The 25,261-nt window shown below is 35.8% G+C and carries 18 protein-coding genes, 1 tRNA gene and 7 pseudogenes; 17 read left to right on the top strand and 9 right to left on the bottom strand.

Features of this window, described 5'->3' with window-relative positions:
- Both ACFIMX_RS09960 and ACFIMX_RS09965 read left to right on the top strand, forming a co-directional pair.
- On the top strand, positions 1-181 hold a 181-nt coding region (locus ACFIMX_RS09960; protein WP_375694420.1), incomplete at its 5' end, for a hypothetical protein.
- Positions 182-189: 8 nt separating this feature from the next.
- Positions 190-1,227: a tyrosine-type recombinase/integrase gene (locus ACFIMX_RS09965; RefSeq protein WP_375694421.1), complete on the top strand. Its 1,038-nt coding sequence runs from the start codon at positions 190-192 to the stop codon at positions 1,225-1,227.
- Positions 1,228-2,691: 1,464 nt separating this feature from the next.
- Here the strand turns inward: ACFIMX_RS09965 and ACFIMX_RS09970 are convergent.
- The 3 genes from ACFIMX_RS09970 to ilvA form a co-directional block, all read right to left on the bottom strand.
- Positions 2,692-4,074, bottom strand: a complete 1,383-nt coding sequence (locus tag ACFIMX_RS09970) for a DEAD/DEAH box helicase (RefSeq protein ID WP_375618573.1) — start codon at positions 4,072-4,074, stop codon at positions 2,692-2,694.
- A gap of 290 nt (positions 4,075-4,364) precedes the next feature.
- Positions 4,365-4,895 carry a hypothetical protein gene (locus tag ACFIMX_RS09975; protein ID WP_375694427.1) on the bottom strand — a complete coding sequence of 177 codons (531 nt, stop codon included), beginning with the start codon at positions 4,893-4,895 and terminating at the stop codon, positions 4,365-4,367.
- Positions 4,896-4,930: 35 nt separating this feature from the next.
- Entirely contained in the window at positions 4,931-6,208 is a 1,278-nt protein-coding gene (ilvA, locus tag ACFIMX_RS09980) for a threonine ammonia-lyase IlvA (RefSeq protein ID WP_375612449.1), read from the bottom strand.
- Between the two features lie 146 nt (positions 6,209-6,354).
- Here ilvA and ACFIMX_RS09985 point away from each other — a divergent pair.
- The 11 genes and pseudogenes from ACFIMX_RS09985 (at position 6,355) to ACFIMX_RS10035 (ending at position 11,754) form a co-directional block, all read left to right on the top strand.
- A tRNA-Leu gene (locus ACFIMX_RS09985) sits at positions 6,355-6,440 on the top strand.
- A gap of 221 nt (positions 6,441-6,661) precedes the next feature.
- Positions 6,662-6,940, top strand: coding sequence for a hypothetical protein (locus ACFIMX_RS09990; RefSeq protein ID WP_375618575.1), 279 nt, complete (start codon positions 6,662-6,664; stop codon positions 6,938-6,940).
- Between the two features lie 26 nt (positions 6,941-6,966).
- Positions 6,967-7,280: pseudogene (locus ACFIMX_RS09995) on the top strand (hypothetical protein).
- Positions 7,281-7,380: 100 nt separating this feature from the next.
- Positions 7,381-7,885: pseudogene (locus tag ACFIMX_RS10000) on the top strand (hypothetical protein); the annotation flags it as partial.
- Positions 7,886-7,919: 34 nt separating this feature from the next.
- Positions 7,920-8,234, top strand: a complete 315-nt coding sequence (locus ACFIMX_RS10005) for a hypothetical protein (RefSeq protein WP_375694422.1) — start codon at positions 7,920-7,922, stop codon at positions 8,232-8,234.
- A gap of 188 nt (positions 8,235-8,422) precedes the next feature.
- Positions 8,423-8,810: pseudogene (locus ACFIMX_RS10010) on the top strand (hypothetical protein).
- Positions 8,811-8,858: 48 nt separating this feature from the next.
- Positions 8,859-9,086 (top strand): annotated as a pseudogene (locus ACFIMX_RS10015) (antitoxin).
- Positions 9,087-9,165: 79 nt separating this feature from the next.
- Positions 9,166-9,402 (top strand): type II toxin-antitoxin system PemK/MazF family toxin, encoded by a 237-nt coding sequence (locus ACFIMX_RS10020; RefSeq protein WP_375640797.1) that lies wholly within the window; start codon positions 9,166-9,168, stop codon positions 9,400-9,402.
- Positions 9,403-9,548: 146 nt separating this feature from the next.
- Complete coding sequence (locus tag ACFIMX_RS10025; RefSeq protein ID WP_375634825.1) at positions 9,549-9,869, top strand: hypothetical protein; 321 nt, start codon at positions 9,549-9,551, stop codon at positions 9,867-9,869.
- Between the two features lie 3 nt (positions 9,870-9,872).
- Positions 9,873-10,482 (top strand): annotated as a pseudogene (locus ACFIMX_RS10030) (hypothetical protein); the annotation flags it as partial.
- Positions 10,483-11,075: 593 nt separating this feature from the next.
- A pseudogene (locus tag ACFIMX_RS10035) lies at positions 11,076-11,754 on the top strand (phage antirepressor KilAC domain-containing protein).
- A gap of 244 nt (positions 11,755-11,998) precedes the next feature.
- Here the strand turns inward: ACFIMX_RS10035 and ACFIMX_RS10040 are convergent.
- The 3 genes and pseudogenes from ACFIMX_RS10040 to ACFIMX_RS10050 all read right to left on the bottom strand — a co-directional run.
- Complete coding sequence (locus ACFIMX_RS10040) at positions 11,999-12,220, bottom strand: hypothetical protein (protein ID WP_375694423.1); 222 nt, start codon at positions 12,218-12,220, stop codon at positions 11,999-12,001.
- On the bottom strand, positions 12,180-12,806 hold the full coding sequence (locus ACFIMX_RS10045; RefSeq protein ID WP_375694428.1) for a hypothetical protein: 627 nt from the start codon (positions 12,804-12,806) through the stop codon (positions 12,180-12,182). Before ACFIMX_RS10045 ends, ACFIMX_RS10040 begins: the two co-directional genes overlap by 41 nt.
- A gap of 486 nt (positions 12,807-13,292) precedes the next feature.
- Positions 13,293-13,743, bottom strand: a pseudogene (locus tag ACFIMX_RS10050) (DEAD/DEAH box helicase family protein); the annotation flags it as partial.
- A 589-nt stretch (positions 13,744-14,332) separates the two neighbouring features.
- Here ACFIMX_RS10050 and ACFIMX_RS10055 point away from each other — a divergent pair.
- From ACFIMX_RS10055 to ACFIMX_RS10070, 4 genes are all read left to right on the top strand, one after another.
- Positions 14,333-14,941 (top strand): fumarylacetoacetate hydrolase family protein, encoded by a 609-nt coding sequence (locus ACFIMX_RS10055; RefSeq protein WP_375632937.1) that lies wholly within the window; start codon positions 14,333-14,335, stop codon positions 14,939-14,941.
- A 149-nt stretch (positions 14,942-15,090) separates the two neighbouring features.
- The gene (locus ACFIMX_RS10060; RefSeq protein WP_375694424.1) at positions 15,091-15,570 is read left to right on the top strand and encodes a LysE family translocator; all 480 of its coding nucleotides are present in this window, start codon (positions 15,091-15,093) and stop codon (positions 15,568-15,570) included.
- A gap of 782 nt (positions 15,571-16,352) precedes the next feature.
- Positions 16,353-17,753: an amino acid permease gene (locus ACFIMX_RS10065; RefSeq protein ID WP_375618690.1), complete on the top strand. Its 1,401-nt coding sequence runs from the start codon at positions 16,353-16,355 to the stop codon at positions 17,751-17,753.
- A 956-nt stretch (positions 17,754-18,709) separates the two neighbouring features.
- The gene (locus tag ACFIMX_RS10070; protein WP_375618691.1) at positions 18,710-20,101 is read left to right on the top strand and encodes an amino acid permease; all 1,392 of its coding nucleotides are present in this window, start codon (positions 18,710-18,712) and stop codon (positions 20,099-20,101) included.
- Positions 20,102-20,217: 116 nt separating this feature from the next.
- Here ACFIMX_RS10070 and ilvC read toward each other — a convergent pair whose 3' ends face one another.
- The 3 genes from ilvC to ACFIMX_RS10085 form a co-directional block, all read right to left on the bottom strand.
- Positions 20,218-21,237 carry a ketol-acid reductoisomerase gene (ilvC, locus tag ACFIMX_RS10075; protein ID WP_375618692.1) on the bottom strand — a complete coding sequence of 340 codons (1,020 nt, stop codon included), beginning with the start codon at positions 21,235-21,237 and terminating at the stop codon, positions 20,218-20,220.
- A 1,067-nt stretch (positions 21,238-22,304) separates the two neighbouring features.
- Positions 22,305-23,039 (bottom strand): pyridoxine 5'-phosphate synthase, encoded by a 735-nt coding sequence (locus ACFIMX_RS10080; protein ID WP_375694425.1) that lies wholly within the window; start codon positions 23,037-23,039, stop codon positions 22,305-22,307.
- 84 nt (positions 23,040-23,123) lie between these two features.
- Positions 23,124-24,245 carry an ATP-dependent RecD-like DNA helicase gene (locus tag ACFIMX_RS10085; RefSeq protein ID WP_375694426.1) on the bottom strand — a complete coding sequence of 374 codons (1,122 nt, stop codon included), beginning with the start codon at positions 24,243-24,245 and terminating at the stop codon, positions 23,124-23,126.
- Positions 24,246-25,261: the final 1,016 nt, after the last annotated feature.

The following is a 25,261-nucleotide window of genomic DNA, read 5'->3' on the forward strand; positions in this document are numbered from 1 at the left end:
TGCACGAGCTTTAAGAGAAGCAAAAAAGCAAAAATGCGAACTCATAGAAATCAAACCTACCGGTGAACTGCTTATCTATCTGAAAGCAGATATCCCATTACCAAACTCAACAGCACATCCAGACACACTTTTAGATTTGTCAAAGAATGAATATTACGAAATCGCACTCTCTAAGATGTAAAATTGCTTATGCCTAAACCACGCCCCCCCTATCTTCTAAAAGAAGTCACACGCCATAACAAAATCATATGGTATGTACGTATTGGTCATGGAAAACGTATTAGAATACGCGGAACCTATGGAACGCAAGAGTTTGTTGACAACTACAAAAGCGCACTTGCCGAATTACAAGGCATAATCCCTCCAAAACCTAAAACCGGAAAACTGATTGAAGGGTCATTTGCATGGCTGCTTAAACAATATTTTAATAGCGTCAATTGGCATAGCCTTGCTAAAGCTACTAAAAGACAAAGAGAACTCATCCTTATGAAGGTATGTGATAGCATAGGAAATATTCCATACAAAGCAATTGAAAAAAAACATATTATAGCCGGTGTTGAACGGCGTAAAGAAACACCATCAGCTGCTCAAAATTTTTTGAAAGCTCTTAATGGGCTTTTTAATTGGGCAATTGACCAAGGACTTTTGGAAAATAATCCAACAATAGGAGTAAAAAGACCAGCTCTTAGCAATAAAGACGGATTCGCTGTTTGGACAGAAGATGATGTTGAGAAATATTACCAACGCTGGTCACATGGTACCCATGAACGCGTATGGGTTGATGTGCTTCTTTATACGGGCTTACGCCGTGGTGATGCCGTTCGCATTGGTTGGAAAGATGTTAATGATAATATCATTCATCTGAAAACAGAAAAGAGCCAATTTAAAACAGATGTTTTTCTACCCATTTTGCCTGAATTAGCAGAAACCCTTAAAATTGGTCCTATTGGAAATGAAACATTCATTTGCGGGAAAAATGGAAATAAGCTCGTAAAAGAAAGTTTTGGCAACCTGTTTCGTGAAGCATGTAATACAGCAGGTATTAAAAAATCAGCCCATGGATTGAGAAAATTAGCAGCAACACGCGCAGCTAACTCTGGTGCAACAGTTTCACAATTGAAAGCAATTTTTGGCTGGACAGAAGATAAAATGGCATCTCTTTATACAAAGAGCGCAGATCGTAAAAGATTAGCTCTTGAAGCAATAAAAAAGCTCCAAAAAAGTTAGGGATAGAAGCAAAAAAAACTTAAAAAAAACAATACCTACAATATTCCCTTATATTTTATTAATATGTTGATTTTATTAAAATCAATTAGAACGGCCCGGGGAGCCACTTTTCTTTTATTCCACGTAGTTTATTGTTTTTTCTCAAGCTTTTAGACATGAGGGATTCGTTAATAAAAGTGAGGTAATAGAATTTTTGCAATAAAATAGAAACGCAATATCCTACGGGATGTGTTTTTTTGCAATGAACGCAAAAAACTATTGATTCATTTTAAAATAGCACAAATAAGATTACTTTTCTCAAACCACCGCACCTCTATAAGAGGGCACTGCAATTATTTGCACATTATAAATTATAAATTACGATTTCTTTCATCAAAGATGAATTATTAAGCTCCATCAGCAATGAAACTGTCTCATATTTTTTTCCAAAGAAAGAATGATTTATACTCAATAAAGAAATTAAACTTAAAAACCTGCTCATGAAGCAATCATTTTGAAAAATGGAAGAAACAATAATCAAGGTCATATATTATCTCCATACACCCCACATAACCTCTTCCCCATCCTAAAAGCAAAAAACATAAAACAAGTCTGTAAACACTCCAACGTCTTATCTAATAGGTTGCCTCCTGCTAGCCACTTCAACGCTTTACAAACAACCTTGCCTTGTTCACCACACTGTCATAAAACATTTAATACATAAAATCTTATAGGCTTTATGGCCCCCCAAATAATAGTTTTACAGTAAAAACCAAGATAACGAGCTAAATTGTTAAGAATCTTGAGAAAGCCTTCAGAAATCATGACATTCTCGCTATTGTATTATGCAGTCACATGCTTTTTTAAAGAGATATCTCTTAAATCCCCCAAGACTCTTTCACAATGACACCCCCGTAAATGGTATAAAATGAAATCGATTGATCAGCCCCATCTTTATTTATAATAAAAGCCATACCATCGTACTATTTTCCAACTCTCAATCTCAGAAATCCCCCATTGCCTTGGAAAGAGTTTATAAAAATTATTTTATTTATTTTTCAAATGATTATCTATATGACAACTTCACACATAACGTGCAAGCGAATACTTTTGATTGATCCGCATAAATAACTTAAAAATGAAAAAAATACGATATAGTGAATTATTAAATATATAAAACAATGAGTTATTATTAGACATCAATTTTTAAAATTAAAAGTTATCATTAAAGATAAAACACATCCTTTATAAAAATAATTTTATATAAATAAAATCTACTTTATTCCCATTTAAAAAAATGGGAATAAAGCAAATAAATAATTGCCTCTACAATAAAGATTTTTAATAAATCCAAAAAGTTAGAAGTTTTCATTTCTAAAAAATGAAAACCTCTGAAGGATCTTCTTACTTTTAACTCTTTTCAATTGAGAATAAATCAACAAAAGTAAAAGATCTCCTGTACATGATCTTTTTTCAAGACTTTATCTAAGCAGCCTTCTTAACTGATTTCCGAAAACGAAAAGTCTTTGCACGCTTTACTACCGCTTTTGCTTTTTGATGCCTCTCATTTTGAGGTGAAGAATTCTTTCGTTGCAACTGTGCAGCATCATCTTTTCGACCTAAAAACTGTTTTTGACGTTTAGATTTTTTAAAACGGCGTTCCTTATCGTTTTCTTTTTCTTTACTTTCTCGTACAATTGGCTTTTCTGGAAACGCTGCAAATTGTTCTGGAACAGCCTCAGCCACCAATTTCATATGAATCAAGCGCTCTATAGCACGCAAGCGGGACCTTTCTACCTTCTCATCAAAAAGCGTAAGTGCTACACCAGATGCGCCATTACGTCCTGTACGACCAATACGATGTACATAACTTTCAGCTTCATCTGGTAAGTCGTAATTAATAACGTGACTTATCCCTGGTATATCAATACCGCGTGCAGCAATATCTGTTGCCACTAGGATCTGCACAGATCTTTCACGAAAAGCTTTTAAAGCAGACTGGCGAGCACCTTGTGATTTATTTCCATGAATTGTTGCGACTAAATATCCTATCTTTTCTAAACTACGTGTGACAGCATCTGCCCCATGTTTAGTTCGAGTAAAAACAATAACCGAATCAAAAGCTGGATTTGTCAAAAGTTTACTTAAAACATTCTTTTTTTCATTCGTAGGAACACAATATAATTTTTGGCAAATCTCTACAGCCGTAGTACCTTGAGGAACAACTTCAATTTTAACCGGATCATTGAGTAAACATTTTGCAAGCACAGCAATTTCCCTCGGCATTGTTGCAGAAAAGAGTGCTGTCTGACGCTCTTGATGCAAAAGCTTTGCAATTTGCTTAACATCATGAATAAACCCCATATCCAACATACGATCTGCTTCATCCAAAATCAAAAAACGAGATTGGGAAAGATCAACACACTTTTCACGAACAAGATCTCTCAAACGCCCTGGAGTCGCTATCAAAACATCCACACCTGCTTCCATACGTTTAATTTGTTTTAAACGTGATACGCCCCCAAAAATAAGACATGTTGAAAGATGTGCTCCTTTCGCCGCAGTGCGAATCGCTTCATCAATCTGAACAGCAAGTTCGCGCGTTGGAGCTAAAATCAAAGCGCGTGCAGTTTTAGGGCAGCGTTTATCACCTAAAGCCAAAATCTGACTTAAAATAGGCAAACTAAATGCCAAGGTTTTTCCAGAGCCTGTCTGAGCAACACCTAAAATATCGTGTCCTTTCAACATCACTGGAATAGCTTGTTCTTGTATAGGTTTAGGTTTACTCATCCCAGCAATGAGTAAATTTTTAATCAAAAGAGTAGGCAAACCTAACTTTGTAAAAACATTTTCTTCTTTTATAGGCAAAATAAAATCTTTCCTTAGCTGAAGAACTCAAAAGAAGTAACCATCTGAACTCTCCACTCAAGAATCCGCGCAAGAGAAATCCCTGACATTTTAAATGAAGCAACGCCTAAAAAGCGGCTTGCGCAACTCATGAACACCTTGAAATCAAGATAAAGGCGTATAAACTTCACTTTACAAAAAGCCAACAAACCAGCCTAAATGCCTTCATCTCTATTATCTTTGGATTATGATAAAAAAGCAAGAACTTTACGAAATACATTTATCATGAATAAAAACAATATTTAGATCGTTTACTTTTTGATGATTGTATCCATCGGTAAATGTACCTTGATAAAATCAGGATAAATCTCGAGAAAAACTGGATTTTGTAAAGTTTTTTGACCGCCATAAATTAAATACCATTGTTTTTTATCAAAAATCGCCAAAGTTTTATATTGAATGATGCGATCTTTCATCTCAAGAACTGTTGGAATTAAAGCATACAAAGTACCGTTATCAGTTTGTAAATACTCTATATTTTCTTTATCTAAATAATAAGCACCAGAAGGCAACCCCTCAAATTTCTTATGCAACTGTTGAAGAAAATCACTACGTAAAGCACTCTCTGTTGTATTCAATCGATGTGCCATCTCTTTATAAAGCCGCTCAGGCATATAACGAGAAATAGGTATAAAATCCCCATTTTTTATAGCATTATTGACATCAACAACGACTCTTAAAAGTTCATCTTTTTGTACTATTGTTGGCTGAGATGCTAAACTCTGTTGATTAACAATCAAAAAGAAAAATAGACTCAGCACCGAATAAAAAATAGGTTTCATCATTATACTTCTTGTTTTAGTAAAATTTCAGTTTCTCAAATAACAAAATCAAATAACGTTTGATCATCAGTAATATCACGATAACGCCAACCTAACGCTTGAAATTTTTCCTCTAAAAGACAAAAATTACCGTATTTTTTTGTTTCAATCGCAACCAATACAGAACCAAAGTTTCTCGCTGACTTTTTAAGATATTCAAAACGTACGATATCATCATCTGGTGATAATGTGGAAAGAAAATGACGCAATGCACCAGGATGTTGCGGAAAACTAAAAATAAAATATTTTCTCAACCCTTGGAAACGTAAAGAACGCTCTTTAATTTCTGGCAAACGCTCAAAATCAAAATTACCTCCTGAAATAACGAGAAGAATTTTTTTCCCCTTTAACTCTTGAGGAGGAATACTGTTAAGCGCATCAATCGATAAAGCACCAGCCGGTTCAAGAACCACACCTTCAACATTAAGCATTTCAACCATCGTAGAACAAACGCGATTTTCAGGAACCGTAATGACAGAATCAGGGGGAAATTGCTTTAGAATTGTATAGTTTAGTGCACCAATTTCAGCCACAGCAGCACCATCTACAAAAGTGTCAATGCTTTCAAGCTTGACGCGTTTTCCACTCTCCAAACAAGCAAGCAAACTTGCAGCTCTTTGCGGCTCAACAAAACGAAGCTTTGTTTTCCAACCATATTCATGTAAAAACTTGCTCACTCCACTTGCCAAACCACCACCCCCTACTGGCACAATCATCAAATCTGGCTCACTTTCTCCATTGAGTTTTTTCCATTGTAAAGCAGCTTCACAAAGCACTGTTGCCTGCCCTGTAATAATGCGAATATCATCGAAAGGTGGAGCCATTACACCACCGCTCTCTACGACAAAGGATTGCGCAGCTTCATAACATTGATCAAATGTTTCACCAACCAAACGAATATCAATGAATTCTTTACCAAAAATACGTGTTTTTTCAATTTTTTGTTGTGGCGTTGTCATAGGCATGAAAATCACGCCTTTACGTTTAAAATAACGACAAACAAAAGAAACCCCTTGCGCGTGATTCCCCGCTGAAGCACAAACAAATGCAGAATCTGGTGATATACAGCTAAGCATTTCTGAAACAAAATTGAAAGCACCACGAATCTTATAAGACCGCACCGGTGTTAAATCTTCACGCTTTAAATAAATTTCTGCATCATACTTTTGACTAAGAAAATCATTTCTTTGAAGTGGTGTTTCAGCAAACACGTGATGCAATCCCACCATAGCTTTTGTGACGTCTTGAATAAATTGACTCATAACACTAATCATTTCATACTTTATTTACATTATAAAAGCTTTTTCTATCGATAAAGGAAACTATTGTCAGCCAAAATTTCACTAAAAAATGAAAAATGTTTCTTTTGTCATTAATTCTTGATTCAATAAAAGATATAGCTTATGAGAGAACTCACATCGCGGACGTGATGAAAACGGTAAACATAGCAGACTTAAAATCTGCCGGTCGAAGACCTTGCGGGTTCAAGTCCCGCCGTCCGCACCAGATTATCTTAATCTCTCTTATTTTCCAATGATTTATTAAAAATCAAAAAAATTAAAGCACCTTCTAAACCACCTTTCGTAACTTTATTATAACGCTATAAGACGGCACCGCGGTGGTGCTAAAATACGAATCATTGCTGCTTTTTGAGGTACCTTTTTAGCACTTTGACCTCCTCCTCGTCTTTATAGGATGGAGAGGCAATCAATATTGCTAATTTGGGATTGGCTTATACTCTTCATGACTCTTGTAAAACGACGCAAAAGCTCAGAAAAGAGATAGATGCAAAAGACAAAATAGTAGATAAAGAAGCTGAAATAATACGTGCACAAAAAGATGTGATTCAAAAACAAGAAGAGTTAATTCGAAAATCAACTGCTTCTAAGATTATTTTTCCTCGAATGGCAGTAAAAAATTGGCCCAAAAGTAGTTTCAAGTACTTTCTCACGACCATTTTTTCAAGACAGGCAATCACAACACGCTCTGTCATAGCGCACATATAAATACGCAACAGCCTTCACGGGGGAAGATGATCATCAATACACAAACCGTTCTCTGCCTTGATCTAGATCTAAGACAGGCTGGGCGATTTCTCGTGTAGACAGCAGTATAACAAGTGCCACTTGTCAATTTTGAATTTTGTCGTTTTAAAGGCGATAGTATGCGCTATTTGCGTTTTCAGCAATGGCTTACAAAATGAAGATCACAACAGATAAAGTCAATGCCTCACAAGAAGAGATGATTAAGACGGTGTGTGCAAAAGAATACAATCCAAAAGATGACAACGAAGCAAATGCTTTAGCAATTTTATATTTAGTTAAAGAAGGGAATGCGCATGTCTAATGCAATGCCATGGATAAGATTCCTTTTGAATGACTGGAACAGTGAGATAGATGGAATGACATGAGAACAAAGGGGCATTTATATAACGCTTTTCATTCGCATGTATGACAAAAAAGCACCAATTAAACAGATTTTGAAATGCTTGCCCGCGCTTGCAATTGCTCGCAAAAAAGTTTGCAACTATTGTCGAATATCTCATGAAGAATGATAAACTTCTTGAGAAAGATAATGGTTTGTCGAATACGCGCATTGAAGAAGAGTTAAAAGATTTTACTGATAAAAAAGTGCACATATCGCAAATTCATAGTGAGGCTGGAAAAAAGTGTACAATAAAAACGCTATAAAAAACATTTTAATGATTTTGCTGAAGCAAACGCTAAGCAAAATCAAGCTATAAAGAACCAGAATAAGAATATATATAAACTAAAACTATCATTTTAGCAAAAAAAACTGCTTCTGAAAATTTAGAAACAAACGAACAGGTTGACGAACCAACATAGGTTGCTGCTGTTGAGACTACATCAGAGCAAATCGAAACGGGTGTAGAAAACCAACCTTCCATCCACGTGCAAGAGAACATTACGAAAAAAGCTAAACGGGTTAGAGAGGACATAGCCAAGGCAATTCGGATGCTTTCGTGTGGTTCAAAAAATTTCGCAACAGGCAGATCATGAAGGTATGGCGCTTACCTATGGAATGGTTTTGGAAAGTGTTTCTGCGTGGTCACTCATAAAAACGGTTAAACGGATTTTATGCGATGAGGTAGAAGGTTTATCGGATACGTTTTTTCCAAACACTCGTGAGTTAGTAAAATTATGTCGTGATTTGGAAAATAGTCTTTTGACAAAAACCAATCTTGTACACCAGGCTGTTTTGAATACCCGTGAAAAAAGGCTGAAAGAAAAGGCAATGAGAGAGAATTCAAGACCACTCACGTTGGTTGAAAGCAAGTGAAAAACATTGCAGGTTAGCAAACTAGTGAAAATTTCTGATCGTTTTTTGATTGGATGTGCATTTAAATCGACAAAATGGCACCGTACAGAGTGATTTAAAGATTTTATGATAAAAAACCTATCATATAAAACGCTCTGTACGGTCAAATTTGAGGCAAATAGACAAATTTGTAAAATTAGGATTAAAGCATGTTCATTTTAAAACATCTATTCTTAAAAAACCGTAAACAACCCATGCGAAAGAGGTTTGTTGCAACGGCAGTGGGTATGCCCCATGGGGGATGGGACAGAGGAGTATTTTTACAACCTCTACGAATACGAAGACGGCACAAGAGAGTGTGAAAAGTTTGATGGTGGTCAGTATTACAAAACACCTAAGAATGCGGATTTTAGTACCAAAGCGCAAGTAAAAGCATGGGTTTACGGTGGTGATATTCCGAAAGGCATTCTCAATTACGAACCTCTTATAGACGAGATCAACAGAGAGATAAAAAATATTGACTTTATTCAGAGTATATTGCGTATTGCTCTAAATGCGCGTCTTAAACATTTACACAAAAGCATAAAAAGCTATTGAATCATGGGCTTTATGTTATATTTTTTATAATATTAGAGAGGGCATTTTATGCATACAACAAAATTACGTAAAGTTGGAGGATCAGTTATGCTCTCTACACCACCTGCATTGCTTGATGTTCTTCATCTTATTGAAATATGCAAGTGGGTTTGGCTATAGATATCGCAAAATTACACTCTTGAAGAATTGTTAGTCCAATGTAATACTTCGGACGATTTTGCGGATAAAGATGTAGAGTGGTTTGATGCTAAGCTTGTTGGCAGAGAGCTCTTGTAATGAAGCGGGGTAAAATTTGGTTTGTATCGCTTGACCCAACCTCTATCTATGAGAAAAAGGAACGCATCCTGTACTGATTGTGTCACCGGAGGCGTTTAATCGTTTAACAAAAACACCCATTGTTTTGCCCATTACGAGTGGAGGAAATTTTGCTAGAATAGCAGGCTTTGCTGTTTCATTGGTGGGAACAGGGCTGCATACAACAGGTGTGATACGCTGCAACCAACCGCGTTCTTTAGATATAGTAGCGCGTAATGGGCGAAGTCTTAGCAAAGTTATCAACATTTCTTACTTGAATTTTTTCTACAATTTTTAATGTTTAAAAACACCAACTTTAGGTAAAAAATAAAAAAGCATAAGATCATGATTTTTTCTGTTGACAATCGGCTAAACAATTTTTCACAGAATAAAAATCAATATTTGACTAATGATGTCATTAATTATGACTCAAAAGGAGCCATAATGAAAGCTGTCATCACTAAGCCAATGTGTGTTGTTGGCGACAATAAAAGCACTGTTCGCTTTGAACCATCAACACCCAATAATCCATTTGTTGAAGTTTCCAATCAAGTCTACGCACGTCTCAAGCGCGCTAATGCTGTAAAACCTTTTGTTGATGTTCAAACAAAAATAAAACCCGACAAGACAATTGAACACATTAAGCAAGTAGAAAAAGAACCCAACCAAATATTATCTGAAACAGTAACAGAGGAAACCTCTCTCGAAAAACCAAAAGAATCTAAAGCTTCCAAGCCATTAACCCCTACCCCAAAAAAGGCTTAGAAGTTGAAGTTAATCATCCACCAAAAATGGTATCTTCAACAGGTAAAGGATACCTTCACCAGTCTTCAAGCACCACGCCTTAATTGGGCTCTGCGTAATGCTCTAAACACCGCAGTAAAATAGTCGAACGCTTTACTGAAAAGCAAGTTGCCGACATCTCATCAACCCAAACAAAGCGTATAAGAAAAGGTGTTTATATTAAAGGAAAGGCAACAGCAAGGTTTCTTGAGACAGATATCATTGGTTCTGGAACACCAATACCTCTTAAATTTTTTAAAGTAAACGAAACAAAACGCGGCGTAACTTACACACTGTTTGGAAAAAAAGAANGCGGCGTAACTTACACACTGTTTGGAAAAAAAGAAAGCTTACCCCATGGTTTTATAAGGGGGGCAGTTTTCCAAAGCGTGTTGAATTAAAAAAGCTGAATGGTAATGTATTTCAAAGAGCGGATGGAGATCAATTCCCTATTGCAAAACAAGAAGGACCTTCAATTGCTAAAGTGATGTCTAAGCCAGAAATTGCAAGTGCTATTGCACAACATGCCAATGAAAGATTAACCAAAAACATACAGAGACAACTTTCTCGTCAAGAATACGCTGCTAATAAAAAAAGGCTAGATCATGTTCTCACGCTTTATCTATGTCTTACATATCCTTATGAGTTTAGGCATTACATATTCTTATTGCAATTTTAAAAAAGATCATCATTTATGCTTTGTTTTTTTCATAAAAAAGTCAATAAAATCAATTCAAAAGGTACTTCCCAGCGGGTTGGCTTCGTTGCGGGGCAGACTAGTGCGAACTATCGCTAACGACAGAATTTTCAATTTGACTGTACATTGTACACTTGACTCATTGATAAATAATAATTTCAATATGTACACTGTACAATATGTGAAACGTTTTCTTAGCAAAAAGTAATTCTTGTTGCTGGAAAATTCTATAGTAATAGGTATTTTCGAATCAGGTGCCTCAAAAACACCTTAAAACAACTAGCGGATTAGTTGCCGAAATAACTAATCTTCCGCAATTTAAAAGCTTTAACTCATTGTGTGCTACATGCATATAATAGCTTTGTCAGGTGTGGCTATGCCATATACCCCCTTCGGGGAAAGGCGTAACGACGGACTAGATGCCGTGTTTCTTAGTGCCCAGCACTCTTTTAGAATGTCATTAAGGAACGTCTAACATCTAAGAATTCTTTATGAATACCATTATTAAAATTACTGAATTATGTGGCAAAAGGCATGACAATATTATGCGTGACATTAAGAAAACGCTTGAAGAACTTAACGCCCTCAAATTTAAGGAGGTTGATTTTGGTGGGCACTACCTTGATAACAAAGGTGAAAGCCGCCCTTGTTATAACCTGCCAAAGCGTGAATGCTTAATTCTTGTTTCTAGTTACAGCACTGCCTTACGAGCAAAGATAATTGACCGTTGGAAAGAGTTGGAAAGACAAGTAGCTATTCCACAAATTGATTACTCCAAACCCGAAGTATTACTTGGCGCCTTAAATCATCTACAAAATCAAATTAAGCAGAAAAACTATGTTATTTCAGAATTAGCACCAAAAGCAAAAGCTTTAGAAGGCTTAAAACGCTCTGATGGTTTGTTTGGTTTGATTGAAGCCGCGAAGATGTTGGAGATAAGACCAAAGGATTTAACAGATTACTTGCATAAAAATGATTGGGTGTATCGACGTGCTCCAAGTGGTCCATTGTTACCTTTAATCAGGATAAAATCAAAAAAGGATTCATGGACTGTTCTGCCATCACCATTCAAAAACCGAATGGAACAGAAAAGGTGCTGCCTTCAACAAAAATCACACCTAAAGGATTGGCGGCATGTTTGAGAGAAAAATCCATGGAGGTGTGCAATGAAGGTAAATACTAACTTCTTATGCGATTTATGGATGGCATTATCTCAATTTTCTAGGCATGAAAATATGAGTGATAAGATTGTGCTGCTCTGGTTGAGATCATGAGTTTAGTAGAAAAAGCTTTGATTTTAAAACTTCACGATGAAGTGCCTATCCTTCTTTCGATATCTTTCTCATCTGACGCTCCATAAAAAAAGCCCCACAAAAGTGGAGCCGGATAAAATGATGTTCTAATCAATCTCGCGCTAATTATAATAAAGTGGCTCGCTACATCCACGGGCGCCTATTTTTTCATCTTCTACATAACGAGAATGCGCAAAATTCCGTACAAGATGATCATTGTTAGAGCCACCAGTCCAATCGCCTCCTCCCAACATAACATTTATGTCTACACGTAAACTGCTTCCTTGCTCCCCTGTATGCCATTTAGTCACGGGATAACAACCAGACAAAATATTGCCAAACATAACCGCAACCATCCTCACAACCGATATGCGAAATCATCCGTCTATTGTTTGTATCAACGTGTCCTCCAGACGTCTTAGGAGAAGGCGCTTGATTGCCGACAATACTGGTTGCTTGATTACTTCCATACATGCATGGCGAAAACTCATCACTCGTCAAAAATCTCTTATTAACAGACCAAAAATCAAAGGCATGATTCGCATAGCTACGATTGCTCGTTATCGGAACACCATATGCCGACTTTGCATTTACACCTGTCCCTGATTGAAGATAAATATCAACCCAAATATTATGCCACGGATTGTAAACCATCCCTTCTGGACTACTACGTGGGCGGTGATTTAAACACCAAACAGAATTGGGCAAAACATCCCCCGCTTGATAACCCGATAAGAGATGACCTTCAATCTCACCAACATCCGCACATAGCGTATGAAATCCACCGATCTTTTCAGAATTATCCTCTGTATAGCCATCAGGAGCCGTTGGATTTTGCGAAATCTCAAAGGATAGCTCATTCGTCTGATCTTTTAAGATGAGATATATATAATAATCCTTTCCTGCTTCAAGATCTTCGTCAAAAGTCATCCTTCCACGCCCTGGAACGCGGTAAAAGAGGTACCTACCCCCATTCTCTCCACCATGATAAAAGCGAAAACATGCCCCGTCATTGATCACAAGACCTTTTCTATTTTTCGGATCGGCTTCCAGAATTCTGCTAGGTTGATGAAAACGCACATTCTCTAAAAAATTAGTGGAAAGAGAACCTACCTTACCTTGAAGTTCAGAAAGACTGTCACTGTTCCTCTGTGCCTTCTCTTGAACTTCTGTCAATGCACTCTTCGCTTCTTCCGCTAACACTTTTGCCTCAGAGGCGGCTGTATTCGCAGAATTTGTCGTTGCTGTCACCGTGTCTAATGAACTCTTGACCTCTCCAAGCCCTTGCTTCGTCGTATCAGCTTCTTCTTTTGCTTGCTCCGCAACACTCTTCGCTTCTTCTGCTGTCGACTTCGCAGTCTCGGCTACTTCCTTCGCTTCTACAACCAAAGGTTCTACCTTATCTGCCTTAACCTGCGCTGCTTCATAAATGATCAGATCAAATTCTGATAAACCGTATTTCTCTTGCGCATCCGCAATCACTTGGATTAATTGGTAAGTAGCAAACACCACAGTCATTGCATTTACTAATACTTTATTTGCTTTTTTTCAAAGCTTTTGAGCATCAGTTGATAGCTGATAGAGCGAGATCTGAGACATCGAGTTCGGCAGCAGCTTCTTTGTTTTTACGACGCTTGCCAACTTATGTATCAGAATACACCACAAAGGAATGAAACGGTACTTCTGTATAGCGTGTCCATTCTCTTATCGTGTGTGACATCAAAGCCAGAAAAGGCACGAGAAACAAAACACGCTCTCCAGTTCCGGCTATTTGTTGTGCTATCTTAAAGCTGGTAAAAATCTTCTCCGTTCCATATACCATAAGTTTGCCACGGTCTGCTTCTTTTAAACCCTCACAGACTTTCTCATACTTTTGGATTTGTTGAAAAGTTATTCCTAATTGGTGCCCTAATTGCTTTTACGACATTCCCTGCATTTTTCTTTGAAAGCGAATTTTTTGCCTATAGAAATGCCGTTAAAATGTAGCTTTTTGCTTTTCACTCTTAAGCTCCCCCCGCTGGGCGCGAGCACCCTCGCATTAGTATTCCGAGAGCCTGAAAGTATTGAATACGAAACAGATTTTTGCTTTTAGTGCTCATAGCACCTAGACATAGAAAAATATCCCATAATTCCGAGACACCCACAGAGTGGGCTCATTTATGATCAAACTTTAGGACTTTCAGACCCTACTAATCGCTGCGTAGACGAGCAAAATCACTCTTTAAGTAATAAAGTAATTTCAGAAAATTGGCAATCAAAATTAAAATAATCTCAAAGACTATAAGATTGGGCACTCTTCAAAAGAGGATAATGCGAAGAGCTGTCATCGTGGTTAGTCATCAACCCACACAATGCTTCTTTTCCAGAAAACGCAAAACGCGATATAAGAAAAAATGTTGTTTGCAAAGTTTTCTCTTGCCTATACAAAGAGAAAATAAAAAATTTGGAGGGCTCCCATGATAAATGACATCTACTGTGTTGGATACAATTATGTTGAACATGTTCATGAACTAGGCAATGTTGTTGAAGATGAACCCGTTATCTTTAGCAAACCAAAAAGTTCACTCGTTTTAGGTAATGAAATTTATCTCCCTGATTTTTCCAAAGAAATACATTTTGAAACTGAAATTGTGCTCAAAATCTCAAAGGACGCTTTCATGATCATGGAGGCAGAAGCAAAAGAATGCTATGATGCCGTAGCAATAGGTCTTGATCTCACCGCGCGGGATTTGCAAACAAAACTGAAAGGAAAAAGGCTTCCTTGGCTTTTATCGAAAGGATTTAAAGGCGCTGCATACGTCTCTGACTTCATAAACAAGGAAAAAATAAACAACCCAATAACCTTTGCAATGAAGTTGAATAGCGAAACAAGACAAGTTGGCAATACGAAAAATATGATCTTTAGCTTTGAGAAGATAATCTCATTTTTAAGTCACTACATTCAGCTAAGACGTGGTGATCTCATATACACAGGCACTCCACAGGGTGTCGGAAAACTTTCTCAGTTTGACAGAATAGAATTGTATCTCGAAAATCAATTAATTTCAGAGCTAAAAGTAAAATGAATCATCAAATACTGACCTTTTTCATTGTTTCATTTTTTTAGTCATCTCACCGGGGCCGAATATGGCCCTTATCATCGATAATGCAACGAGATTGGGAAGAAAGAACGCATTTGTAAACGTTTTAGGATTGTGTACAGCAACATATGTGCATGGGGCATTTTCCACACCTAGGTGTATCAGCGCTCATTCTCAACAACAAAACGCTGTTTTTTTTAGTAAAACTCATGGGTGGCAGCTATTTATTATACATGGGCTTTAAATCAATTAAATCTGGAATACACAGCTTAAATTCAAAAGAAAGAAGTTCAACGAATGAAAAGCATGCTACGAGTGAAACAAAGCTTTTAACCAGCTATATGGACGGTTTTTTGACACAAATACTAAACCCCAAAGTATCTATATTTTACATAGCAGCTTTTCCAAAATTCTTAGCTTCTGGTGGTAGCATTAAAAAAGGTTTTGAACTTGTAATCATACATTCTTTCAACATCTTTGCATGGTTTACTTTAATGACCATTTTTATATCATTTACCAGTACCGCCTTAAAAAAGCAGCGGGTAAAAGGCTCGATTAACAGTGCGACAGGAACAGTTTTATCTCTGTTTTCTTTTTTCATTTTCTTTGGATAGTTTTATCTTTTTGATAACAAATTGTAAAGTTAATAGAGCAATCTTTTCCTGATTCTGTCTCTCACTATGAATAGCTCAATCTCTAACAGAGCTTATACAATCCCCAGTTCTTTTTTTCTTTGTATAACTGAATTACGTTGCATTTCTTTATCATACTCTCAAGGACGTTTGTGTAAACAATGTGAGTTTCTCGCAATATTTTATAAATGTTACCAATATCTAAACAAAATCCTTATTCATCACTTAAAAAAATAAGCTATGATATTCCTCTTTTCGTTTATGAAACAAAAGTAACTTTTTGATTTATGATAGCACCATACAAACAAAAAAATGATTTTAAAAATCATTTTAATTTTCCATTACAAATTGTTCTTAAACTAAGATGAGAACTCTCGAGTGCTATTTGAGCAAAAATTAAAACTCTCACCATTATGAATAATAATAAATAATGCACTGATTACAAATAATAAGTTTCAAAAAATTATAAAAACTCCTGACAGTTTTCTGAAATAATTTTAAAAGCCCCACCTCTTTTAATGAACAATTAATTTGTTATTAATAACAATAAAAAGCTCCCTATTCAAATATCTGTTACGTTATTTAAGAGAAAAACATTCTCTTTTTTCAAAACCATATTCCTAAAACATATTCTTTTCTTTATCCACACAAAATCATAAAAAACGTTTTTTTCCTTTACACCTCATTTATATCATGCTTCGATACAGAATAATGCATTTTTAGTGTAATTTAATCTCAAAATAATTAAAGGGAACCCCCAAAAAATGAGCTATAAACAAAATTTAAAAGATGGTCCTCAGATGAAACTACAACGTGGACTAGATAACCGTCACGTACAACTTATAGCCCTCGGTGGAGCTATTGGAACAGGACTCTTCATGGGATCAGGAAAAACAATTAGTGTAGCAGGCCCTTCCATCGTACTCGTTTATGCTATTATTGGATGTGCCCTATACTTTGTAATGCGTGCTATGGGAGAATTATTGCTTTCTAATTCACAGTACCGGTCCCTTATTGACTTTTCAACCGATATGCTAGGACCGGGAATCGCTTTCTTTGTAGGCTGGAGCTATTGGTTGAGCTGGGTTGTAACTGGAGCTGCAGATATTATTGCCATCATCACTTATATGCACTTTTGGTGGCCAACGCTTAATCCATGGATTGCCGTTTTTTCTTGTATTGGTTTCTTTTTAATTTTTAATCTCTTTGCCGTAAAACTATTTGGTGAACTTGAATTTTGGTTTGGTCTTATCAAAGTCGTAGCAATTTTAGCATTAATTGTTGTTGGTTTTTATATGATCGCTTCGGGTTTTACTTCTCCCAATGGTACTGTTGCTTCTCTTAATCACGTATGGAACGATGGAAATATCTTTCCGCGAGGAATGACAGGTTTTTTTGCTGGATTTCAAATTGCCATTTTTTCTTTTGTTGGTATAGAAATTGCAGGAACAACTGCAGCTGAAGTCAAAAATCCTAAAAAAGTTCTACCAAAAGCAATTAATGCAATACCAGTACGTATTGTACTCTTTTACATCTTCTCTCTCATCGTGATTATGTCAGTCACACCTTGGGATCAAATTGTTCCAGATAAAAGCCCCTTTGTTTCGATGTTTTGGCTTGCTGGTATTCCGATAGCTGCTGGTTTGGTAAACTTTGTCGTTCTCACCTCAGCTGCTTCTTCGGCAAATAGTGGTATTTTTTCTACTAGCCGCATGATATATGGACTTGCAACACAAAAAGGTGCTCCTCCAATTTTAGGTAAGCTTTCCAAATATCATGTTCCAGCCAATGCTCTATTCTTTTCCTGCTTATGTATTTTAATAGGGTATACAATTGCCTCACTCTCTCCAAGCCTCATAAGTGCTTTCACAATTGTGACGAGCATCTCAGCTATTGCATTTTTATTCGTATGGTCTGTAATTTTGGTTAGCTATATTGTATATCGTCGCAATCACCCTCATTTGCATGCTGAATCCATCTACAAAATGCCAGGAGGAGTTATCGTGTGCGGGATAATTTTAGTTTTCTTTGCTTTCATGCTCTATTTGTTAACGTTAGAAGAAGACACCCTAACAGCTTTAAAATACGGTATATTCTGGTTTATTTGCTTAGGCATAACCTATTTTACATTTGTAAAGAAAAAAATCACTCAAGGTAACAAATAAAGTCTATACATAAAACATCTCAAAAAAGGGTAATTTTAGTTACCCTTTTTCTACTTAACCTCCTCCCCAAACATCAAAAAACGACGATTCCTACCAGCGCCGGTTTGTGAACAATCCAGCTTATTAAGAGGGAATGCTGCTGATCATTTATATGGTTCACCTACATAAGGCTCTATGGGCTAGCCCTGCCCTGAACACTCACCACACATTCTAAAAATACTTAATGTGTAAAATGTTATATGCTTTATATCACTACTCTACACAACAGTATTTTACTGTATAATAGGATAAGAACGAGCTATTTTGTAAAGAATTCTCTATAAACTTCACTGACATTGTTTACTAATAAAACATGAGATTTTATCTAAAACTCCCCTCCCAAAAAAATTATATTCAATTTTTTACCAAAATTAAAAATGTAGCTCTAAACAGAATATATCTTAATAGCTATCTGCAATAAAAAAAGATTCTATGAAAATATTTTTCTATTTGTAATAAATTTTAAATATTAATACTTAAATGTAAATTTTAAATATATTTTTTAATTTTTTAAATAATATATTAACAATTTAAACTTATTTTATTTATAAATAAAGTTTTATATTTAATAAATTTACAATTTTATTTATATTTTTATATATAAAAATATAAATAAGTAAATAATTTTAAGTATAAATATATTTATATAAAAATTTACTATAAATAAATATAATTATTTTTTATATACAAATAATAATTATATATAAAATATAAAAATCAAAAAAATATAATACAATTTATCTTTTGTTTCTTATATATAAAATAATTATTCCATTAATGAATAATGTTCTTGCTTTATTCACATATAGTCATAGAAAAAAATTCCTTTACTCCTTAACCATAGCGTGTTCCGATAGAAGGAATTACCTTTTTTAGGGTAATTTTATTTAAAAATAACTAAGGAGAACTCCCCAAAAATGAACAAACAAAATTTAGAAAAAAAAACTAAGAAGAAATTACAACGTGGACTACATAACCGACACATACAACTTATAGCCCTCGGTGGAGCGATTGGAACAGGTCTCTTCATGGGATCAGGAAAAACAATCAGTGTAGCAGGGCCTTCGATTCTACTCGTTTATGCAATTATTGGTTGTGCTCTATACTTTGTCATGCGTGCTATGGGAGAGTTATTGCTTTCTAATACACAATACCGATCTTTTATTGACTTCTCAACCGATCTTCTAGGACCATGTGCCGGATTCTTTATCGGCTGGACATATTGGTTGTGTTGGATTGTCACTGGAACTGCTGAAATTATTGCTATTGTCACTTATGCACACTTTTGGTGGCCTGAACTCAATCCGTGGATTCCTGTTATAATTGGTCTTATGTCCTTTTTAATTCTTAACCTCGTCGCAGTAAAACTCTTTGGCGAACTTGAGTTTTGGTTTGGTTTTATTAAAATCGTAGCAATTCTAGTCTTAATCGTTGTAGGATTTTATATGATCTTTACCGGCTTTGTCTCTCCAAACGGTACGGTTGCTTCTCTTAGCCATATATGGAACGGTGGGAATATTTTTCCGCGAGGAATTACAGGCTTTTTTGCTGGATTTCAAATTGTTATTTTTGCTTTTGTTGGCATTGAACTCGCTGGAACAGCTGCTGCTGAAGTAAAAGAACCTCAAAAAGCTCTACCACAAGCTGTTAATTCAATACCAATCCGCATTGTATTCTTTTATATATTCTCTCTTCTTGTGATTATGTCTGTGACGCCGTGGGATCAAATCAGTCCAGAAAAAAGCCCATTTGTAACAATGTATGCACTTATTGGTATTCCAACTGCCGCAGGTTTGATGAACTTTGTTGTCCTCACAGCTGCCGCATCTTCAGCAAATAGTGGAATTTTTTCTACCAGCCGTATGATATATGGGCTAGCAACACAAAAAGGTGCTCCTAAATTTTTAGGAAAACTTTCTCGTAACCACGTTCCAGCTAACGCATTATTCTTTTCATGTATATGCATCTTATTTGGTTATGCAATTGTATCGTTATCTCAAACACTCATAGCTGCTTTTACAATTGTTACGACAATTGCCGCAACTTTGTTTATATTTGTATGGTCTATCATTTTGATCAGCTATATCGTCTATCGCCGCAATCGTCCTCTCCAGCATACTGTCTCTCCTTATAAAATGCCTGGAGGTGTTGTTATGTGCTGGGCGCTTCTTATTTTCTTTGCATTCATTATTTATTTATTGTCATTAGAAGCTGACACTGCCATAGCTTTAAAATACACTCCAGCGTGGTTCATATTTTTAGGAATTGTATACTTTCTTTTTGGAAAAAAGAATTATGCAAAAAATTAAAAAATAAAGCTTATGTTTCCAAAAACATATAAAAAAGGGTAACTAAAGTTACCCTTTTTTTTGATATTTATCTATAAAATTATAAAAGCTATTGACAAAATATCTCTGTAGAAGCTTCAATTACGCTCTTTATCAACCAAAGCGTTCGATTTTATCCAAGGCATCATAGAACGAAGTTTTTTACCAACTTCTTCAATAGGATGATTATCATTTAAACGCCGCATACTTTTAAAATGAGCAGCACCAGCTTTATATTCTTGAATCCAATTCGATGTAAATTTACCCGTTTGAATATCTTTCAATATACGTTTCATTTCTGCTCTAGTTTCATCCGTAATCACACGTGGACCAGAGATATATTCACCCCATTCAGCTGTATTAGAAATCGAATAATTCATATTTGCAATGCCCCCTTCATACATGAGATCAACAATCAGTTTCACTTCATGTAAACACTCAAAATAAGCCATTTCCGGCGCATAACCTGCCTGTGTTAATGTTTCATAACCTGCTCGAATCAGTTCAACAAGACCTCCACAGAGAACCGCTTGTTCACCAAAAAGATCAGTTTCGCACTCTTCTTTAAATGTTGTTTCAATCACCCCAGCACGTCCACCACCAAGTCCACACGCATAAGATAATGCTACATTATGTGCATGCCCTGAAGCATCTTGCGCCACCGCTATTAAGCAAGGAACACCACAACCCCGTTGGTATTCATGACGAACTGTATGCCCTGGACCTTTAGGAGCAATCATCACAATATCAACGTTTTTTTTAGGTTCAATCAAGCCAAAATGAATGCTCAAACCATGCGCAAAAGCAATCGCTGCCCCATCGTGTAAATGATTATGAATATGTTCCTTATAAATATCAGCTTGCAATTCATCTGGTGTTGCCATCATAATGAGATCTGCCCATTTTGCTGCTTCAGCAACACTCACCACTTCAAAACCATCGGCCATGGCTTTTTTAACTGTTTCCGACCCTGAACGCAAAGCTATTTGCACATTTTTAACACCAGAATCTTTCAAGTTCAAAGCATGCGCACGCCCTTGAGAACCATAACCAACAATGGCTACTTTTTTCCCTTTAATGAGATTAACATCCGCATCACGATCATAATAAACACGCATAAAAAAATTCCTTCTTTCTCTATTTAAACTGGATTTCAGATTATTTTTATTCAATAAGAAACATTATCTACAGTGCATCACACACTTATAAAGACAAAAAACACCGCTTATAAGAACACAGCAATTGAATAATTTTAAAGTTTACATATTGCATAGAAAAACTGTAGTCCCCAAACATTCCTAAAACATATACGGATCCCCAAATAAACTTCAACTGCTATTCTACAAAAACAATAATTACACAAAATAAGATTTCTAAAGAAAATTTAGCTAATATTCTACTCTTTTATCGTGCAACAAAACGCTATATTCTAAAAATTAAGATACAATATACAATTTTTAACATGAACCAAATCAATACAGATAGCAAGAAAAATTACAAAATAACAAGTATTGTGTTAATACAACTTTCAAAAGCATATACAACAATATCTTTAGAATAATAAAGAGGATGTTTTTACTTTTTACGTTCTTTAATATCCACGCCTCTCACGCGAAGAAGCCCCCCATACGACCATTATGTTATCCATTTATGGCGCCTTATAAAAAAATTTTAATATGCTCAAGCCCTTTTCAAGAATTCCCTATAATAGTGTAAGATTTATTGCACATCACTCTCTTTACTTCATAAAGCTACAAGTCGATATCATCATTCTATTTAACAGTTCCTATTGCATTAAGCTTATTCATAAGGAGATTTTACGTTATACTATTTACAGATAACCCAAAAATGAGCTCAAATATCAAGAAAATTTGTGTATTGATCCATTAAAATCCTACGCACTCCTTTATAATGGAAATACTTTCAAACCCTATTTCTTCTCCATTCAAAGAAATTATAATAAGAAGATTTTAAAACTTCCTCATAATGGATAGTACAAATAAAAAACATCGCATACACTCAAAAACAAAAGATAGAAAGCAACCAATAAATAGAGGAACAATAGAATATTTATAATGCACGATAATAGTGCTATTTATCTCAAACATATATAAAATTGTTTTTTAAGATAAATTGGCAAACCTCTATAAAAATTTCTTTTCCAATTTTTATAGAGAGAAAAAGGTTACGATAATAACCGGATAAAACGCTGAACAGTCTCATGCATTCCATACTCTAATGCATCAGCAATGAGCCCGTGGCCAATAGAAACTTCATCAAGCCAAGGAATCTTTTTGACAAGAGCAGGAAGATTCATCAGTGTCAGATCATGCCCTGCGTTTATACCTAACTGCAACTCTTTTGCTCTTCTTGCTGCTAAAACAAGTTTATTGAGCTCTTGATCTTGTTTTGTTTTATCCTGAAATGCACCACCGTAAGGTCCCGTGTAAAATTCCACACGATCAGCGCCCATTGCTTTAGCAATATCAAGACCATCGACAGTAGGATTAGCAAAAAGGGATACACGAATCTTTCTGTTTTTTAAATTCTGAATAATAGGTGCTAAAAATTCTGCATCATGAGCAAAATTCCAACCATGATCAGACGTTGACTGATCTGGATCATCAGGAACAAGGGTGATCTGATCCGCATAGTTTTCAGCGATATCCAAAAATTGATCACTGGGATAACCTTCAATATTAAACTCAGCTGTAGGAAAAATGTTCTTGATTAAACAGTATATATCTGGCAAATCCGCAAAACGAATATGCCTTTCATCAGGGCGTGGATGAACCGTCAAACCTGCTGCTCCAGCAGCAAGCGCTATATGCCCAATATTCGTTATACTTGGCCACGGAAGATTACGTCGATTACGCAAAACAGCAACAGCATTAAGATTAACCGAAAGTTTTACCGCCATGCCCATTTCCATTTTTTATAGTATGTAACAAGATAGAAAAAAGGCATTTTCCATCTGAAACTTAGATGATATACACATTTTTTTCTATCGAACAATCGTTAAACACTCTGCTGCGCGCGTAATTCCCGTATAAAGCCAGCGCGCACACATATCACGAAATGCAAAACTTTCATCAAACAAAACGACATTATTCCATTGAGAACCTTGCGCCTTATGAACCGTTAATGCATACCCATAATCAAAATCATCATATCGCTTTTTTAATTGCCATGAAATTTCTTGATCAGAGTTTTCAAACGCTGCTTTTAAAAGTTTAATCTTTGCTACCCCACGCTCACTTTCTTCTGGTTTCACAAGAAGATTAATACTTGGTTTAACGGTCTCCTTCTGTGAAGTCATCACCTTCCATAAAGAGCCATTCAACAAACCTTTAATAGGATCATTTCGCAAACACACCAGCTTATCTCCCGCTTGCGGATAATCTGCTGTAAATCCCTTTAACACACGCAAACGCTGATTATAAAGGTGGCGTGTACGATTAACCCCTACCAAGACCTGATCAGCATCCAAAACCAATTGTTGATTGACCTCTTTACGTGTTACAACGCGCGCTTCTCCATAGTCACCATAAGCAATATCGCGTCCTTCACGTACATCCATAGCAAGACGTATAATCGGATTGTCGCGCGCTTGCCGATGAATTTCTGAAAGAAGAAAATCTGGTTTCCCATTAGAAAAAAAGCCCCCACCAGATATAGGAGGCAATTGACCTGGATCACCAAGAACAAGAATTGGCGTTCGAAAGCTCATTAAATCACGCGCCAATTGTTCATCAACCATCGAGCACTCATCAACAATAATGAGTTTAGCTTGTGCAGCAGCACTTCTTCGATTTAATGTAAATGTTGGAGCAATAGACTTTTTTCCTGTTATTTCATCGGAAACTTCCTCTTCTCCACGTGGACAATAAATCAGCGAATGAATCGTACAAGCATTGCTTGCACCTTTAGAACGCAAAACCTGCGCCGCCTTCCCTGTAAAAGCAGCAAATTGAACAGAACCATCAACTGTCTCTGCAAAATAGCGCGCAAGCGTCGTCTTACCGGTCCCCGCATAGCCAAAAAGGCGAAAAAGAGGAGAACGCCCTTCCCTCAACCACGCGGCAACAGCCTTTAATGCATTATCCTGTTCCCGTGAAAACTGCATAGCTTACCAACATAAAATTTGCATAAGAAGAGCAGTATTTTGAAAAAAAACGACTATCAAGAAAAACCTTTTTATTAAGAATTGCTGACACACGCCCATCTAACAACCTTCGTAGCACAATTATCAATTATTTACCCATTGCTTTTTCCAAGATATTGTAACAATCTAAATGTTATCTATACATCGATCTCCTTGGTAAAACCTTATACTTATCAAATAAAATATCATCTTTTACAACAGTAACACCAACAATGGAATATGCATATTTTAAATTTAAAATAACACCTCTATACGCTTTTTTTAACCAAAATTTAGAATAAGAAAAAGAGCATTGCAATTGCAAAAACCTCACTAGAAAAAATGTCCTTAACAGGCTAAGAATAATGTCATTTTATGAATAATATTTTACACAATCAATCAGCTTTCTTGCACATAAAAATAAATTACATCCACTATTACGAAATAATAATTAAATATATCAAAAACCTTTTAGCAGAAATAGAAATAGCTCTCAACAAAACTACTTAATCCTATGATGATACACCTATAAAGTTCCTATCGTCCTCTTATCATGATTTTAATAAATTTACTCTTCATGCTACAAATATGTTATATCTCAATGCATAAAGAGAGATATCACACTTATATGAAGCACGCTTTATCTCGCACAAATATGTAGCTTTTTCTGTTTCAACAATAAAATATGGTTCGTAAGTATGACCTTCTTGGTAGTCTATTATAGAAAACTGGAACATGGTTTCAGTCCAGCGTAGCACTTCAGATTCGTCCTCTAGAATATGAGAAAAGCGCAATTCTTCATCTATTGAGTCAAACTTTTTCTTTTTGTCGCAATGTTTTAAAGTTTATAAAAACTACCTGATTAATGCTGTTCTTATTGCTAGAAATAACAAGACCTCTTTTTATCTATATAGATAATTGATTTTCCATATATTTTTTACAGTGAGGGACGCGTAAATAAAAGTTAGGGAATAGGATTTTTAACATTTCTCTATAAA

This window comes from Bartonella sp. AD24XZML (assembly GCF_042196485.1).
In the GTDB taxonomy this organism is placed as follows: domain Bacteria; phylum Pseudomonadota; class Alphaproteobacteria; order Rhizobiales; family Rhizobiaceae; genus Bartonella.